This window comes from Alteromonas sp. KUL106, from assembly GCF_009811415.1.
In the GTDB taxonomy this organism is placed as follows: Bacteria; Pseudomonadota; Gammaproteobacteria; order Enterobacterales; family Alteromonadaceae; genus Alteromonas.
In genome coordinates this window covers 1-15,355 of the sequence record NZ_BLIG01000039.1, presented here as the reverse complement: position 1 = coordinate 15,355, position 15,355 = coordinate 1, and the positions used below count along the sequence as shown (strand labels likewise).

Annotated in this window: 12 protein-coding genes; 6 read left to right on the top strand and 6 right to left on the bottom strand. The window is 44.7% G+C overall.

Annotation, left to right across the window (positions count from 1 at the left end; genetic code table 11):
• Positions 1-35 precede the first annotated feature (35 nt).
• Complete coding sequence (locus GVO63_RS13985; RefSeq protein WP_159580657.1) at positions 36-218, bottom strand: hypothetical protein; 183 nt, start codon at positions 216-218, stop codon at positions 36-38.
• 204 nt (positions 219-422) lie between these two features.
• Here GVO63_RS13985 and GVO63_RS19530 point away from each other — a divergent pair, with 204 nt between their 5' ends.
• Positions 423-593 carry a hypothetical protein gene (locus GVO63_RS19530; RefSeq protein ID WP_201281915.1) on the top strand — a complete coding sequence of 57 codons (171 nt, stop codon included), beginning with the start codon at positions 423-425 and terminating at the stop codon, positions 591-593.
• Positions 594-1,173: 580 nt separating this feature from the next.
• A complete protein-coding gene (locus GVO63_RS13980; RefSeq protein ID WP_159580655.1) occupies positions 1,174-3,735 on the top strand; it encodes a TonB-dependent siderophore receptor in 2,562 nt (853 codons plus the stop codon).
• 106 nt (positions 3,736-3,841) lie between these two features.
• Here the strand turns inward: GVO63_RS13980 and GVO63_RS13975 are convergent, their stop codons facing one another.
• The 3 genes from GVO63_RS13975 to GVO63_RS13965 all read right to left on the bottom strand — a co-directional run bounded on the left by GVO63_RS13975 (position 3,842) and on the right by GVO63_RS13965 (position 7,968).
• On the bottom strand, positions 3,842-4,936 hold the full coding sequence (locus tag GVO63_RS13975; RefSeq protein WP_159580653.1) for a DUF917 domain-containing protein: 1,095 nt from the start codon (positions 4,934-4,936) through the stop codon (positions 3,842-3,844).
• A gap of 1 nt (position 4,937) precedes the next feature.
• Positions 4,938-6,521 carry a hydantoinase/oxoprolinase family protein gene (locus GVO63_RS13970; RefSeq protein WP_159580651.1) on the bottom strand — a complete coding sequence of 528 codons (1,584 nt, stop codon included), beginning with the start codon at positions 6,519-6,521 and terminating at the stop codon, positions 4,938-4,940.
• An 85-nt stretch (positions 6,522-6,606) separates the two neighbouring features.
• Complete coding sequence (locus GVO63_RS13965) at positions 6,607-7,968, bottom strand: cytosine permease (RefSeq protein ID WP_159580649.1); 1,362 nt, start codon at positions 7,966-7,968, stop codon at positions 6,607-6,609.
• 49 nt (positions 7,969-8,017) lie between these two features.
• On the opposite strand from GVO63_RS13965, the gene GVO63_RS13960 reads away from it, so the two are divergent.
• The gene (locus GVO63_RS13960; RefSeq protein WP_308469300.1) at positions 8,018-8,602 is read left to right on the top strand and encodes a winged helix-turn-helix transcriptional regulator; all 585 of its coding nucleotides are present in this window, start codon (positions 8,018-8,020) and stop codon (positions 8,600-8,602) included.
• A 43-nt stretch (positions 8,603-8,645) separates the two neighbouring features.
• On the opposite strand, the gene GVO63_RS13955 is transcribed toward GVO63_RS13960, so the two are convergent.
• A complete protein-coding gene (locus tag GVO63_RS13955; protein ID WP_159580647.1) occupies positions 8,646-9,233 on the bottom strand; it encodes an acyl-CoA thioesterase in 588 nt (195 codons plus the stop codon).
• A gap of 93 nt (positions 9,234-9,326) precedes the next feature.
• On the opposite strand from GVO63_RS13955, the gene GVO63_RS13950 reads away from it, so the two are divergent.
• From GVO63_RS13950 to GVO63_RS13940, 3 genes are all read left to right on the top strand, one after another.
• The gene (locus GVO63_RS13950; RefSeq protein WP_159580645.1) at positions 9,327-9,947 is read left to right on the top strand and encodes a flavin reductase family protein; all 621 of its coding nucleotides are present in this window, start codon (positions 9,327-9,329) and stop codon (positions 9,945-9,947) included.
• A 50-nt stretch (positions 9,948-9,997) separates the two neighbouring features.
• Positions 9,998-10,651 carry a cupin domain-containing protein gene (locus GVO63_RS13945; RefSeq protein WP_159580643.1) on the top strand — a complete coding sequence of 218 codons (654 nt, stop codon included), beginning with the start codon at positions 9,998-10,000 and terminating at the stop codon, positions 10,649-10,651.
• Between the two features lie 222 nt (positions 10,652-10,873).
• Positions 10,874-13,447 carry a hypothetical protein gene (locus GVO63_RS13940; protein WP_159580641.1) on the top strand — a complete coding sequence of 858 codons (2,574 nt, stop codon included), beginning with the start codon at positions 10,874-10,876 and terminating at the stop codon, positions 13,445-13,447.
• A 67-nt stretch (positions 13,448-13,514) separates the two neighbouring features.
• Here GVO63_RS13940 and GVO63_RS13935 read toward each other — a convergent pair whose 3' ends face one another.
• A complete protein-coding gene (locus GVO63_RS13935) occupies positions 13,515-14,921 on the bottom strand; it encodes a sodium:alanine symporter family protein (protein WP_159580639.1) in 1,407 nt (468 codons plus the stop codon).
• Between the last annotated feature and the right edge of the window lie 434 nt (positions 14,922-15,355).

The following is a 15,355-nucleotide window of genomic DNA, read 5'->3' as shown; positions in this document are numbered from 1 at the left end:
ACCGCGAGCGTTTTCAAAAGCTTAACGTTTAACCCTCATGAAGCCAAAGGCAGTTGGGGGCTTAATTCTGCTACGGTTTCAATTGCAACCAATTCTTCATAACCTTTCTGCTGCAGCAGCGCTTTCAAATCTTCGCGGCTGCTACATTTATTGTTCTTGGCGATAGCCACCGCTTCGATGAAACAAGAAAGATGAGTCATAGATTGTGCTTGTGTCATGGTCTACTTCACTTCTAGGTTGACTAAATTCGATATTGGCACTTTTAAAATAAAATATGGCTTAACCTGAAGTCACAATTGTGACAACGCTGTGATGTTTCTATGAAAAAACAAAGCGAAAGGTTCAATATTCCTTGTAATGTATATACATAAGATATACATTTTCAAATCGAATGAAGTAGCCTGACCTTGTTGAGAGTTAAAATGTCTGAGAAAAACAATAAGAAGAAAAAAAAGAATAGTCAGATGATTATTCGTATTAACGACGAAGAACGGGCGCAATTTATTGAACTGTGCGAAGCATTAGATACGTCTGCTGCTCGCGAAGTAAGACGCTTCATTCGAGAATACATCGCAAAACACAGCGAACAATAAACGCTTTACTAAACGTAACGTTCGTAAAATAAACATTGCTACTAATGCTAAGGATTGAAATCATGGCGAAGAAAAAAGAGCTAAAAAAAGAAATCAAAGCAACAAAAGCTAAAATTGCTAAGCAAGAGGGGAAGCTGAAAAAACTGAAGAAGAAGCTTAAAAAAGTCTAACTTCCTCACTGTAAAAAGGTATCAAACGCGTTCTTGATAGAGCGCTTTTTGTACGTTGTGGATTGTGTTTTCGTGAATGTGCGCAAGGCGCGCTTGTCCTTATTAAAACGCTTAATTTCACTGCAATAGATAATTCCGTCACTTCATCTTTAAAAATCTACCCGTCGTCGATATTAAGGCATAATTACGACTTTAGTATTGTGCGAGCGAATCTATTTGTGATTTACTCAGCCCGAAAGCACGCAATGCTTTTCATTTCTAATAACAATAAGTCTGATCAGACAATCTGGCGTTTAGCAGTACCCCAACAACAGAATTAACATGTTGCACTGAGCGTTAATCAACGATTTCAAGTGCAAAGTGACTCACTTCAATAAGCAAAATTTTTAAAAGAATTCAGGAACAACACAATGCAACAGGCAAAATTTAACGCTTCTGCTTTTAAGCTTTCCCTTATTGCTTCTGCGATAGCGGGAATGCCTTTTTCTACGTCGGTTCTTGCACAAGAGCAAGCTTCTGTTGATGAGCAAGATGTTGAGCAAATTCAAATTGTAGGTTCTCGTCGTGTTGGCCGCACTGTTAATGACTCTCCAGTGCCAATCGATATCATTGATGCATCCTCGATAGAAGCCACGGGCCTAACTGAAACCAATATGATTTTAAATCAGTTACTGCCAAGCTTTAACTTTCCTCAGCCTTCTATTACCGACGGTACCGACCACGTGCGTCCAGCCCAGCTAAGAGGTTTAGCACCTGACCACACCTTGGTATTGGTAAACGGTAAGCGTCGTCATACCTCAGCGCTTCTTAACCTGAACGGCTCGGTGGGTCGTGGTTCTTCGGCGGTAGATTTAAATGCAATTCCAGCCAATGCGATTAAACGCATTGAAGTATTGCGAGACGGTGCGGCGGCGCAATACGGTTCAGATGCTATTGCCGGCGTAATCAATATTGTCTTAAAAGATGCGGTTGAAGGCGGCGAAGTATCAGCGACTTACGGTGCTAACGTTACCTCAATGAACGGTGTACCAAATCTTGAGGGCGTAAGTGTTGGTGCCGACGGAAATTTAGCATTTGATGAGGGCGGTGACCGTGAAGTAACCGACGGTCAAACTATCACCCTTCGAGGCAATGTGGGCTTTGAGTGGGGCGACGACGGCTTTGTAAACGTGTCTGGTGAATATCGCGACCGCGGCCAAGCAAATCGCGCAGACTACGATCAGCGCGAAAACTATGCGCGGGATGCTGAGGGCAACATAGACCCGCGTGAACTTACGGTTAATCGCTATAACCACGTTTACGGCAACGGTGAAGTAGAGGACTACGCGCTGTTTATTAACGCGGGTAAAGCGCTAACTGACAGCGTTGAGTTTTACACTACAGCCGGCTATAGCACTCGAGACTCTCTTGGCAGTGGTTTTTATCGTCGTGCGCAGGACTCGCGTAACATTGTTGAGATTTATCCAGATGGTTTCTTGCCTTCTATCCAAACCGATATTACCGATATGTCGCTTATCGCTGGCATTAAAGGTTATGGGGATGTCTGGAATTATGACCTGTCACTGACTCACGGTGGTAACGAGCTAGAATACGGCGTAGTAAACACATTAAATACGTCACTTGGCCCAACAAGCCAAACTGAGTTTGACGCAGGTACGCTTGAATACAACACGACGATTGTGAATGCAGACGCGTCACGATTGGTTGATACGGGTTTGTTCTATAGTGAAATGAACTTTGCAATGGGGGCCGAATACCGTCACGAAAGCTACGAAATAACTGCGGGTGAAGAAAACTCTTACATTCAAGGTACCTTTGGGCCTGGCGGCGCTGTTACAGACCCTGTGGACGGCCCATTTGGCGCAGCGGGTTCGCAAGTATTCCCTGGCTTTACCCCAGAGTCAGCAGGTGACAATAGCCGCCACAACTACAGCTTTTACGTTGATTTAGAAGCCGATGTTTTAGAAAACTGGAACGTGGCTGTAGCAGGACGCTTTGAAGATTATTCTGATTTTGGCAGTACATTTAACTGGAAGATGTCGCACCGAGTAACCCTCAGCGATGCATTTGCCCTTCGCGCGTCAGTGTCAACCGGTTTCAGAGCACCATCACTACAGCAGCAGTTCTTTACCTCTATTGCGACGGTATTCGTTGATGGCGAGCCTACCGAAACAGGCACGTTTGCGCCATCAAGTGATGTAGCACAAGTATTAGGTAGTCCAGGTTTAGATGCGGAAGAGTCGAATAACTACAGCGCAGGTTTTACTTACTCGCCGACCGCCGACTTCAACTTAACCGTAGATTTCTATCGTATTGATATTGATGATCGTATTGTGTTGTCTAACAACCTATCGGGCGATGCAATAGAGGCATTACTTGAGGGAACTGGCGCTAACCAAGCGCGTTTCTTCTTAAATGCTATCGATTCACGCACACAGGGTGTGGATATTGTCTCTACCTATACGCTAAATACCGCGGATTACGGTGCGTTTAACTTTAACGCAGGGGCTAACTTTAATGATAATGAAGTGACGAATATCATTGATGCGCCAGATGTTCTGCAAAACGCTGGCTTTGATCAAGATAACTTGTTCAGCGATGTGGAACTTCGTCGTTTTGAAACCGCTTCACCTGACAGCAAAGTGAACTTAGGTGTTACGTGGAATTACGACCGTTACACAACAACGCTGCGTACCACCCGTTACGGAGAAGTGGAAGACCCATCATCGGTTGAGGCACGAAACGAAATTATTCCATCTGAGTGGATCACAGACTTAGACGTTCGCATTGCGCTAACAGAAGGATTGACCGTGTCTGTGGGTGCCAACAACCTCTTTGATGTGTATCCTGAAACAACCCGCGAACTGGTTGATGATGTAACCACGTTCTCGCGCTTGTTCCCGTATTCAGGCTTCTCGCCTTACGGTTTTACTGGGCGTTTTGTTTACGGAAAAGTGTCTTATCGCTTTTAATTAAGCCATTGCAATACGGATAGCAGCAAGAATTTGCTGTAAAGGAAAAGCCCCAACAGTTGGACATCCCATCTGTCGGGGCTTTTTGTATTAATATTTGAAACGTTTAGTTCGCTGACAGCGCAACGTAGTCAAAATCGAAACCAAACGCTCTGGGAGATACTACCGCTAGGGCGCGTTCTGATTTATAAAACTTCGGGCATTCCACTGCAATAATCGCTACCCGCTGGCCATACTTAAGACGCTCTGCATTAATAGGTTCGCTGGTCTCAATATCTACAAGTACAATCAAGTCTGGAACACTTGCTAACACCTTGTCGTTTTGCTTGGCAATCAGGTATTCATTTTTAATGTTTATGGTCACTGGCGGTTCGCCATTAAAGCCTGCTACTGTAAGCTCACCTACGTCATAACCTCCCACAATAGCCACGCTTTTATCGATTATTTTACCTTCAAATAGTAGTTCACACTGCCCATAAACTGAATCTTTAAAACATGCTTTTAAATGTGGCATTATTTGCTGAACATGACCGCGATACTGCATAAGCACCTTGCCTAATTTAATAGCGAACGACACCGTGTGTGGGATAATAGCGGTTTTAATGAAGCCTCCCGACATTGGGTGTTCCGCTGTCGTTATCATGCCGCCAGCCGCCATCGCAAAACTTCTTATGTGGCGCTCATAAGTAAGTGTATCTGAAGTTGAAAACGCAGCCGTGTTTCCAGCATAGTCACGTGCCACCGCAGGTGTCGGCTTTGCACCAGCAATAGCGTAAGTCATCATTTGTGCTTCGGGTAGGGCGCGGCCCATACCATCGCCATCTATCATAGGTATGCCAGCACCGGCAGCCGCAACAAGTGGTAATAGCGAATTGCCCCCCCCAATTTCAAACGATGCAATGGCGTCTACTTTTTTGCCCGTGTGGTTTTCAAAGGCTTGAAGCGTATCGCCAGCTTCATCAATAGAGGGCAGAAGCTCTAAACTCACCGTAGGCGCACCCACCGCACCAAGAGCAACTACGTAGTCTTCGTTGCTTAACTCATCGGGCGCTACAAGGGTTACTGGGCCGTATTCCAACAGTGCCTGTTTAGCCAACAGCATTGGAAGGTAGGGGTCGCCACCACCACCGGTTGCCAGAAATACCGACCCCATGCTTAGCGCCTCTAAATCGTCTACCGTTACATATGAATTGCGCTGCATATTAGTAGCCTCCTGTGTGTTGCTTAGAGTTTCGTGTACTTTTGTTATCTGTGGTGATGTCACCTACAACTTTCACACGTACGCGTCGCATATCGCCTTCCATATAAGGTACCTCGGTTTCTTCTATGTCGATGGTGCGTACTGTCGTTTTGTCGGCACCAGCAGCAACGGCTTTGTCTTTGGCAAGCTGAGTCACGCTTTCTATTGCTTTGTCGCGTGACATAGCGCGGTACGACAACATGCTCTCTGCTTCTCCGCCAACTTGCGCAATAGCTGCGCCAATAGCATTGGCTACACCTGCGTTTTCTGGGCGAATAACTTCACTGGCAGCGGGTAAATCGCCTTGAATTAACACGGCGCCTCCTCCCACTAAAATTACTGGTACTGGCATGTCGTCGGGTTTCATCATTTCAATGTGGTGGTTAAGGGTTTCGCGCATGGTTTTCATGGCGCTTTGGATAACGTCAGTGCTGACATGCTTTACTTTTTCACTATCACCAATGTCTGCACTACCACTGGCAACAATAATATCGGTAGTCGTTAAGGTGTTGCCGTTAAATATCAATGCCTCGTTTACCAAATTATGCCCACAAGAATCTGGCCCAATGCGCTTGCCTTCATTGCGCACAACACTTCCTCCACCAAGTCCCACAGCATTAATATCAGGCATGCGGAAGTTCGTTCGTACTCCACCCACTTTTATTATTCGGTTTGATTCCCTCGGAAAACCGTTTTGTAAAACACCAATATCTGATGTGGTGCCGCCAATATCGACAACGATGGCGTTTTCTTGGCCGGTAAGTTTATAGGCGCCTCTAAGTGAGTTTGTGGGCCCAGATGCAAAGGTAAGGGCCGGATACGCTCGCACGAAATCCGCATTCATGAGTGTTCCGTCGTTTTGGCTTATGAAAAACGGGCAACTAAAGGCGTGTAGCGTTAATGCACGTTCAAATGCATTAACCACTGTTCGAGCAAATGGTCGCAGCGTTGCATTTAAGATGGCGGCATTTTCTCGTTCAAGCAGGCCAATACTACCAATTTGGTGAGACAATGTGATTTCACAGTCGGGAAGTGCTGTATGTATAAGTTTAGCTACCAGCAATTCTGGTTCAGCATTCATGGTCGAAAATGCCGAAGCAATCGCAACCGACTTAATATCTTTTCGTTTAATATCAGCAATAACGGCTTCTATTTCTTGAATATTGATATCAGCTACGGGGCTGCCATCATACAAGTAGCCGCCATGACATTCGTAAATATTGGGGTTTATAGCGTTAACTAAATCATCTGGCCAATCAATCATAGGAGGGCAGCCTTTTCCGCTAGGAAGGGCTAAGCGAATAACTGCAATATTAGATAACTGACGCCGTTCTATGATGGCGTTAGTAAACTGCGTTGTACCAATCATTACCGCATTAATATCACTTGCAGATATCGACGCCTTGTTAAGAAGTGCATTAAGGCTTTCTATAATTCCGCAAGCGACGTCTGAAGTGGTTAATGATTTATTGGTCGCTAAAATTGTCTCATTGTCTAGCAGTACGGCATCAGTATGTGTGCCGCCAACATCAATGCCTATACGCATGGTAGCGCCTCTTAATGGTTAGGTGAAATAAATAGTAAACAGGTCAGTGTGCGTGACAGCGGGCCAACTAAATTCATAGCGAAACTCATCTATCGGTAAACAAGCGCGATGCAGAACAAACGACTAAGTGCAATATCGCACTTACAACAATGGCATCTAATGCGGCAATACCTGAAATAAGAGAGAGCGGCTCAAACAAGTCATAGCCGGCAATTCCAGCACCTACTGCCCATGCGATTAACGCGCTTTTGTGATTAGAAGATAGGGGGCTCTGCACGCTGGTGGGGTATTGCTCAGAAGCAATAGCCTTATCAGAAAGCTGCCCAGACGTTGGGGGCGTACAAGTTATTCGCTTGAGCGAAACAGCAGTAGAGTATCCGCTTTTATTCAGTACAAAAAAGTCTACTGCGATAATGCCGGCTACTGGAATAAATACAGCCGTCAAGACGGATAAAAACAACACGAATATTTCGAGAATATTAGCAAAAGCCGCGAACATGCCCACCACACCTAAGCCAATAGCCACAAGGTTTTGCTTTAACCGGGGCAAACTTGCATTGACGGCAAGTTCCGCACTGTAAAGGTTTAGCGCATTTAAAATCCAGCTGCCCGCAATAACAATAAGTAGAGACCAGCTTCCTATTCCCAGTGCGAGTAACACATCAAGTATGTTATTCGCTTTAAGTGCAAACGCGGCGAAGCCAGCAATAACAATTACCGCGCTTTGGGCAATTAAGTACGACCAAAATGCGGTGTAAGCACCGCCTCTACGCTGACGGCTAAAGCGGGTGATATCGGGTAAAATAATGGCACCAATTATAATCACTCCCACAATCAGGCTAACCCCCTGACTAATAGAACCGTGGGCATGGCTCATAGCAGAGGTAAAGTGGTGAAAAGAGGTAACGGTAAGAGACTGATATAATAAAACCCCACTTACCACTAACATTAAAGGCACTAAGATAATCGACAAGCGGTTGATTACGTTAAACCCGTACATGGTGGTGAGTATCATCAGCATGCCAACAGTGGCTTCTATGCCTATGGTAAGAGTGTTGTTGGGGGCGTCATAATTTAAAATTGCGGCAACGGAAGATGAAAATAAGTCTAAATTCAAGCCAAACCAGCCCACCAGTGAAATGGCAAAAAGCAGGTTCAGAATTCGCGCACCTTGATCACCAAAGGCTACTTTAACCAGCATGTAAGAATTTTTGCGTGTTATAGCGCCAATAGAGCCCATCAATCCGCCGACTAGGGTTAGCAGCGCCCCTCCAATAAGTAGCGTTATCGCAATTTTTTCCCAAGGAAGTAATGAAAATAGCTCAATACCCGTCATAAATGTCGGTATCGAAAATGAGACCATAGCTGACACAGCAGCGACTCTGGGCCATGAAACTAGCGCGTTGTCTTCAATACTTTGTTGTGATGTGTCGTATGGTGATTCCATATCTTTTCTCTTAGTAAGTGAAAATTTAGTGTAAATGAGTTAATAGTGAATTTCTGACCGTTGTTTAGCGCTTTTAAAAAACTTTCTTTTTAAGTACAGTCGCAAAACAAAAGATAGTTTTGGAAGGAGACAGCACATCGCCAAAAAGACCATTAAGCTAGATGAATACAATAAAAAAATTCTAGCCACCATTCACAAGTACGCCGATCTCTCTAATCAAGAATTAGCAGATCGCGTTGGTTTGTCGGCAAGCGCCTGCTTTCAGCGCAAAAAAGCTTTGCAGGAAGCAGGGTACTTTTTTAATTTTCATACCGAGATGGATTTAGATCGTATCTGCGAACATGTGTTGGCATACGTAGAGTTCTATCTTAAAAGCAATACAGCGCAGCAGCGGCGGCAGTTTGAAAACGCATTGCAAGACATCCCCGAGTTTATGGACTGCTTAAGAATGAGCGGTGACGTGGATTATATTTCATTCACCTGTTTCCCTAACTACAATGCGCTAAAACAAATGTGCGACAGTTTATCTGACAACCCAAGTTTAGGGATAAACAGAATTGTTATCCGCCCAGTGTTAGAGCGAACTAAGTGGTACCTAGGGTACCCTTTAGAAAAGCTGAAGTGGATTGAGTAACTTACTTAGTGAATTTTAGTTTCACAACGGGTTCAATGTTTTTCTATTTATCTTCAGCATTTTGCCTAGCTGGCACTTTATCCCGTTCAAAGCTAACGGTACATCGATGCTCATCTAGCAGCGCAAAATCTTCTTGAGGAATAAATGCGTCATAATCACGCTGAAGCTTAACTTGGGCTTCCTTACGAATTTTGCTGCGGCGAATGGCTGTCACAAAATTGCGCATCTCATGATGATTAGTGAGTTCAAGCTCAGGAACGGCGACAGGGGTTCCGCCATCATCTTTGGCAACCATAGTAAAGAAGCTATTATTGGTGTGCTTTACCTCATTGGTTTTGATGTTTTCTGTAGTGACTTTTATTCCCACAACCAAGGATGTGTTGCCCACAAAATGAACGGTCGCATCTAAATGAAGTAAATCGCCAACCTCAACAGGCTGCAGAAATTCAACGCCATCAACAGTAACAGTTACGCAATAGGCTCCCGCGTGTTTACTTGCGCAGGCATAGGCGACCTTATCCATTAACGATAAAATGACACCGCCATGTACCTTACCACCAAAATTAGCAAAAGAAGGCACCATTAATTCAGTGAGTCTTGTTCGTGAAAAAGCGACACTACGTGCAGTCATAAACACCCTTATTGTTATTAATCTTGAAAACGGTGGGGAGCGTAGCTATATAAACGCTAGTTTTTAAACTAACACACTTTTTAAGGAATGGTTTTGTCACAAACGCATTTTTATCAACCAAAAGAAGGTCATGGCCTGGCTCACGACCCTTTCAACGCGATAATCGCGCCACGTCCTATCGGGTGGATTTCTACAAAATCAAAAGCGGGTGTGTTAAATCTTGCCCCGTATAGCTTTTTTAATGCTTTAAACTACACGCCACCGATTATTGGTTTCTCGGTGGTGGGCAGTAAAAAAGATTCGCTGGTAAACGTTCAGGAAACGGGTGAGTTTTGCTGGAATCTTGTATCGGAAGATTTGGTTGATGCGATGAATACAACAAGCAAGCCGCTAGCGCCAGAGGAGAGCGAATTCGACCATGCCGGGCTTCAAACCGTAGACAGTGAAATTGTGCAGGTTCCCCGCGTAAAAGCGAGTAAGGTGAGCATGGAATGTAAACTTACCGACGTAGTACAGCTAAAGTCAGCCTCAGGTGAGGCAGTGAATAGTTGGTTTATTATGGGCGAAGTCGTAGGCGTACACATTGATAAGGCTCTTATCAATAACGGTGTTTACAGTACGCTTAAAAGTGCGCCAGTGAGTCGTGGCGGTGGTCGTGGTGACTACTACACTCTATCCCAAGACAACTTTTTTGAAATGTTAAGGCCAGAATAGCGGTCTTTAATAAGCGGGCGACAACGCGCCATTACCAACCGGTGATCTAGATGTTAAATATGAATTTTGATGAACGCCTTGCTATTAATACGCAGGTGCAAGAGTGGCAAGCATCACCTTCGTCAACCGTGTGGCGTAAACCTCTGGAGCGTGAAGCGAAAGAGTCGGGCCACACTACTAGCGTGGTGAAGTATGAACCTGGCGCTAGCTTTAAGCAGCATAGCCATCCGTATGGTGAAGAAATTTTTGTACTTGAGGGCGTGTTTTCCGATGAGCACGGAGATTACCCCGCAGGTACTTACCTACGTAACCCTCCAGGCAGCAAGCATAGCCCGTTCAGCAAAGAAGGCTGTGTGATTTTAGTGAAGCTGAATCAGTTTGATAAGCGCGATTTGGCTGAGGTTAGGGTAAACACGAACACTGTGGGATGGCTGCAAGGGCAGGGTGGTTTACAAGTGATGCCGCTACACAGCTTCGAGCACGAGCACGTAGCGCTTGTTAAGTGGCCAAGGGGCGAAGTATTTAAACCCCATAAACACTTCGGTGGCGAAGAGATTTTTGTACTATCAGGTACGTTTAAAGATGAACACGGCGAATACCCTAAAGGTACATGGATTCGAAGCCCGCATATGAGCCAGCATCATCCTTACGTTGACGAAGAGACAGTGATATGGGTAAAGACCGGGCATTTGCCAGTGTCGTAGTAAGTACAATGATAAAATAGGGCTTGAAAAGAGGGGGATTACTAGGTAACTTTTCGAGCTGATTACTAACAGAGAGAGCCGAGCATTCTTACCGTTTAAAAACATGGATAGTTTTAGTCGTCGTGTATTGGATACAGTTAAGTAAATTTACCTCTCTATAGCAGTACCCCTTCTATTTTTTCCGATGTTCTTAAAAAGTATGCTCATAACTACGAGTGTAATATGAACAGCTTAGTTAACCTATTCAAACATGGTGCGGTAGCTATCGTCACTTTATCTGCATTAACTGCGTGCGGCGGCGGAGGCGGAGATTCCTCACCCCCTCCACCTACCCCAACCCCTGTAACACCTACTAATCCTCCTCCAAGCGGACTTTTTAGCAAGTATGAGGGGCTTAAGAATGAAGCAGTTGTCGACAGCACTTCTGCTTATGATATTGCCTATTATGTAACGTCGGCTTTAGATACGTCTGTAATGTTAGTGCATGCTGACGAATTCCCTTATGCCCGTTTTGACCGAGTGTTAACGGATCACGAGCAACCGTCTGGATTAGACTGTGAGTCTGGGGAATTAATTGTTGGCGAGTTAAAAAATGATACCTCTGAGGTTGAATACATAAACTGCGCTTTGGGGCCCTATACCTTTGATGGTAAAGGTACGTTATCTGTATCGTCTGTGTCTTCTAATGGCGAGTCGTTTGAGGGGGCCCTGTCATTTGATAGCCTAACCATCGACAATTCACGAATGGTTGCAAACTTCGAGGGTACGATTGAAGCATCTGTTGGTGAACAATACACAGAGTCAGCCACCGTAAACGGGCTGCTTACTTATGCGTCATCCGGTGTTACAGTATTTATTGATGACGTAGACATCGACACGACGATTTCCGAAAATAACCCAGTGCTAGTGCCCGAAGGCAGAATCTACATTTCTCCTTATGGTTACGTTGATATCACGACTTTGAGACCAGGCTCATTCACTTCACCGTCTCTTGCTCTAGCTATATCGGGTTCAAGCACGCTTATAATCAAAGAAAAGGAAGAAGGGCTTGTCTCTGTTGGCCTTTTCAGCGATATCAATAATGCTGAAGAGCCTACGCTTGTTATTCCCTTTTCTTTTATCGGTAACCAAGACTATTTAAGTGCTGAAAATACGGCGCCACTTGTTAGTGTGGCCTCTACGTCACTTGAAGCTGACCGTAACGTGTTTATGTTATTAGACACAAGCGAAAGTAGTGATGTTGATGATGACCTTCTTACTTTCCAGTGGAACGTGTTATCGGCCCCTGAAGGTGCTAACGTTACATTTCAAAATAACGGCTTTAACAATACTCGCGTAAGCTTTACTCAGTCGGGCCAATATCAGCTTCAGGTTATTGCTTTTGATGGAAAGGTTGAGTCAGACCCTGTGACGGTGTCGGTTTATGTTAAACAAAGCCAGCCACAAATAGAGCTCGCGAGCGTAGCGAGTAACCTTCAGGTGGGTGAAGTATATTCAAATAATATAGAGATATTAAACCCAGAGGGTAACGGTCCTTTTGAATTTAGGTTAGTTACCTCGCCGCTAGATATGCAAATATCCGATGACGGAACCATTGAGTGGGAAGCATTTGTGCCTAATTTTGGCTACCCGCTAAACGTTCACTTTGAAATAGAGGTGAGAAATCGCGATTATGCAACAAGGCTCAAACACACCCTTACAGTAGCTGGCAACAGCACACCTGACCCTGTTGTAGAGAATTTAATTTCAGACGCCGACTATTACGAGGTTCTGGGAAACATTGCTGCAACACGAGACGGCTATGCGGTGGGTAGTTTAAAAGGGGTGTTTAGTTTAAATGAAGATAGAAGTACTTTGTTTACTGAAAAAGCGGCTGGCGAGCTAGAGCCTACATTTGTTTCTTTATCGACCACTTCTCTTGATATTTACGGTTGGGAGGTATTTGACTCTTCGTTAGTAAGAAAAAGTTTTAACAGTAATGCAGTGTCAGAATACGCGATTAATGTGAATGGTAGCCCTCCAGAATTTGATTTTGTTAACGTGGCTGGTGTTGACTATATCCTCGTAAGAGTAAACAGAGAGCTCTTCATTGTTGAACAAGACAGCATGCAGGAAGTGGCGCAACTAACCTTATGGGGCCTTGAAGGAAGCGGACGAATCAGAGGGCTGAGTAGTTATACATGGCAAGAGAAACACTATATTGCAATGATTGTCGACGATCATCTCGTTATTGTACAAAAGACACCAGAAAGCTTTGAAGTCTTTAGAAAAGTTAAATACCCAACGGAGCAAGAGGTGTATCTTATCTCCGATGAGCCCGCTATTGTGAACTCATACTATGACGATAGCCCCTTTGTATCCATCATGGTTAGGGAGAGAATTAACGTTAATAGCACCAACCCACAAGAGCTTCTTTTCAATCACATTTATAATGTTGTTGATGACAGCTTTGTTTCTGTTTACTCTGATTCGAGCATTGAAATCTCCAGAGTGACATCAGCAAATCGCCTTGACTATTGTAGCGAGTTTTCCGATACGAAAGCCCAAGGTGTGGCATATGTCATTACCCCAGAATTTAACTTAACCGATGATTTGCAATATGATTCTAGCCAAGCTAAATCAAAAGTGTACGCATTAGATATGCGTTCAGGCGAGCTTATATGGGAGTCTGATTTCTTATTTGCAGATTCAGAAAGAGAAGCCAGTTTGAATAACAACATTTACTGTGACGAAGATAGTAACGGTAATGCCAGGTTAACCTTTGCTACCGGCAAAGTACTTTATCAAACTCATTAAAATTGCTTTAAAGAAACAAGAAGGGGCATCAATGATGCCCCTTCTTGTTTACACTTAAAATGTTGGGTTAATCCCACACACCATCTTCTGACTTCCCTTGTATTTCGCAGTCACCCACTTTGTATTCCATGTTGGCGCCACTGTCTTTTTTCTTAAAGTAGTCTTTGCTGATAGACACAATGGTTGGGGTCATCCATACGATAGCGATAATGTTAATTACCGTCATCAAACCTAACGCCATATCGGCCATGGCCCATACCTGAGGAAGTGCTGCCTGTGCACCCCAGTAGATCATGCCTAAATAACCAATGGTGTAGACTGCACGGCCTATTTTGTTATCCAGCTTGAACATGTGTAGGTTACTTTCGCCATAAGCGTAGTTTGCTACTACAGATGTGAATGCAAATAAGCTGATGGCGGCTGCCACAAAGTCAGTACCGCCTTCGCCTAGGTGGCTACTCATGGCATCTTGGGTTAGGCGTATTCCTTCCATTTGATCAGAGCTTGAGCCGCCGGCAAGTAGAATGATAAACGCAGTAGATGTACACAGCACCAGTGTATCTAAGAAAACACCTAGCATCTGAATGTAACCTTGCGATACTGGGTGATTAGGATTTGGAACGGCGCTTGCCGCGGCGTGGGGTACAGAGCCGCTTCCTGCTTCATTTGAATACAGGCCGCGCTGGATACCATTTTTAATGGCCGCGCCCAGCGCACCAGCGCCCGCCTCTTGTAAACCAAATGCTGATTTAACAATGTCGAGCAGCATAGCGGGAAGCTCTGAAATATTAATAAACGTGATAGCCAGTGCCACAAGCACATAGCCTATGCCCATGAAGGGCACCACAAACTCGGCAAAGCGGGCAATGCTCTTAAGGCCGCCCACTACAATCAATGCCGCTAACGCAATAATGGCTAGCCCTACATATTCGCTTGGGAACGCGTATGCGTTGTTTAATGCATCGGTGATAGTGTTGGCTTGAACGGCACTGAAGACAAAACCATAGCCAAAGAATAAACAAAGTGAAAACGCCACTGCAAGCCAAGTTTTATTCAGACCTTGTTTGATGTAGTAAGCTGGGCCGCCACGAAACTCGCCGTTTTCGTCACGTACTTTGTATAGCTGGCCTAACACGCTTTCAGCAAAGCCGGTCGCCATGCCTAATAGAGCAATCATCCACATCCAAAAAATAGCGCCAGAACCACCTAGCGATATAGCAACGGCCACGCCCGCGAGGTTACCGGTGCCCACGCGCGCTGATAAGCTCGTGCATAAGGCCTGGAATGAACTGATCCCGTCTTTTGTTGAGGTGTTGCTGCCTTTAAGCAGGCTGAACATATGGCCGAAGTGTCTGAGCTGTACACCGCCAAGTTTCACTGTGAACCAAATACCACATGCCAGCAGCATGATGATAAGTACTTGGCCGTCTCCCCAAAGAATATTATTAACTAATGAAACGAATTCGTTTATCACGCACTTTCCTTCGTTATTGTTTTAATGGCTGCTCGGTGTGTAAAAATGAACTGAACATGACAGGTGCGTTGTCAGAACAAATGCTTCGGCTTGAGCAAACACGTATTTGCTAAACCTTAGAATAAGCCGAGCTTTATCGATAAAGCACCAATACTAGCACGACAATTAAATGATTGGACAATGAAAACGTACTGAAACTATGACGTTTTATGCTCGTATATAGCAAATTTATTCATTAATACCAATCCGCATAGATAATTGCCCACTCAGAAGGCGCTGGCAAGTTTCCTAGCGAAGCGTGGGAATGCAGGAATGGCTGTTCCCTTTTAAATTCCCAGAATGAAGCTAGGAAGCTTGCCAGACCTTCCCGTAGGGCGAGTTTAAAATGTCCGTACTCTTTGTTGTGTCACCTTGATGTAGAACGACTATACCTG

Coding starts and splice junctions, on each gene's coding strand:
- GVO63_RS13985 (WP_159580657.1), bottom strand. CDS start 218: ATGACACAAGCACAATCTATGACTCATCTTTCTTGTTTCATCGAAGCG.
- GVO63_RS19530 (WP_201281915.1), top strand. CDS start 423: ATGTCTGAGAAAAACAATAAGAAGAAAAAAAAGAATAGTCAGATGATT.
- GVO63_RS13980 (WP_159580655.1), top strand. CDS start 1,174: ATGCAACAGGCAAAATTTAACGCTTCTGCTTTTAAGCTTTCCCTTATT.
- GVO63_RS13975 (WP_159580653.1), bottom strand. CDS start 4,936: ATGCAGCGCAATTCATATGTAACGGTAGACGATTTAGAGGCGCTAAGC.
- GVO63_RS13970 (WP_159580651.1), bottom strand. CDS start 6,521: ATGCGTATAGGCATTGATGTTGGCGGCACACATACTGATGCCGTACTG.
- GVO63_RS13965 (WP_159580649.1), bottom strand. CDS start 7,968: ATGGAATCACCATACGACACATCACAACAAAGTATTGAAGACAACGCG.
- GVO63_RS13955 (WP_159580647.1), bottom strand. CDS start 9,233: ATGACTGCACGTAGTGTCGCTTTTTCACGAACAAGACTCACTGAATTA.
- GVO63_RS13945 (WP_159580643.1), top strand. CDS start 9,998: ATGTTAAATATGAATTTTGATGAACGCCTTGCTATTAATACGCAGGTG.
- GVO63_RS13940 (WP_159580641.1), top strand. CDS start 10,874: ATGAACAGCTTAGTTAACCTATTCAAACATGGTGCGGTAGCTATCGTC.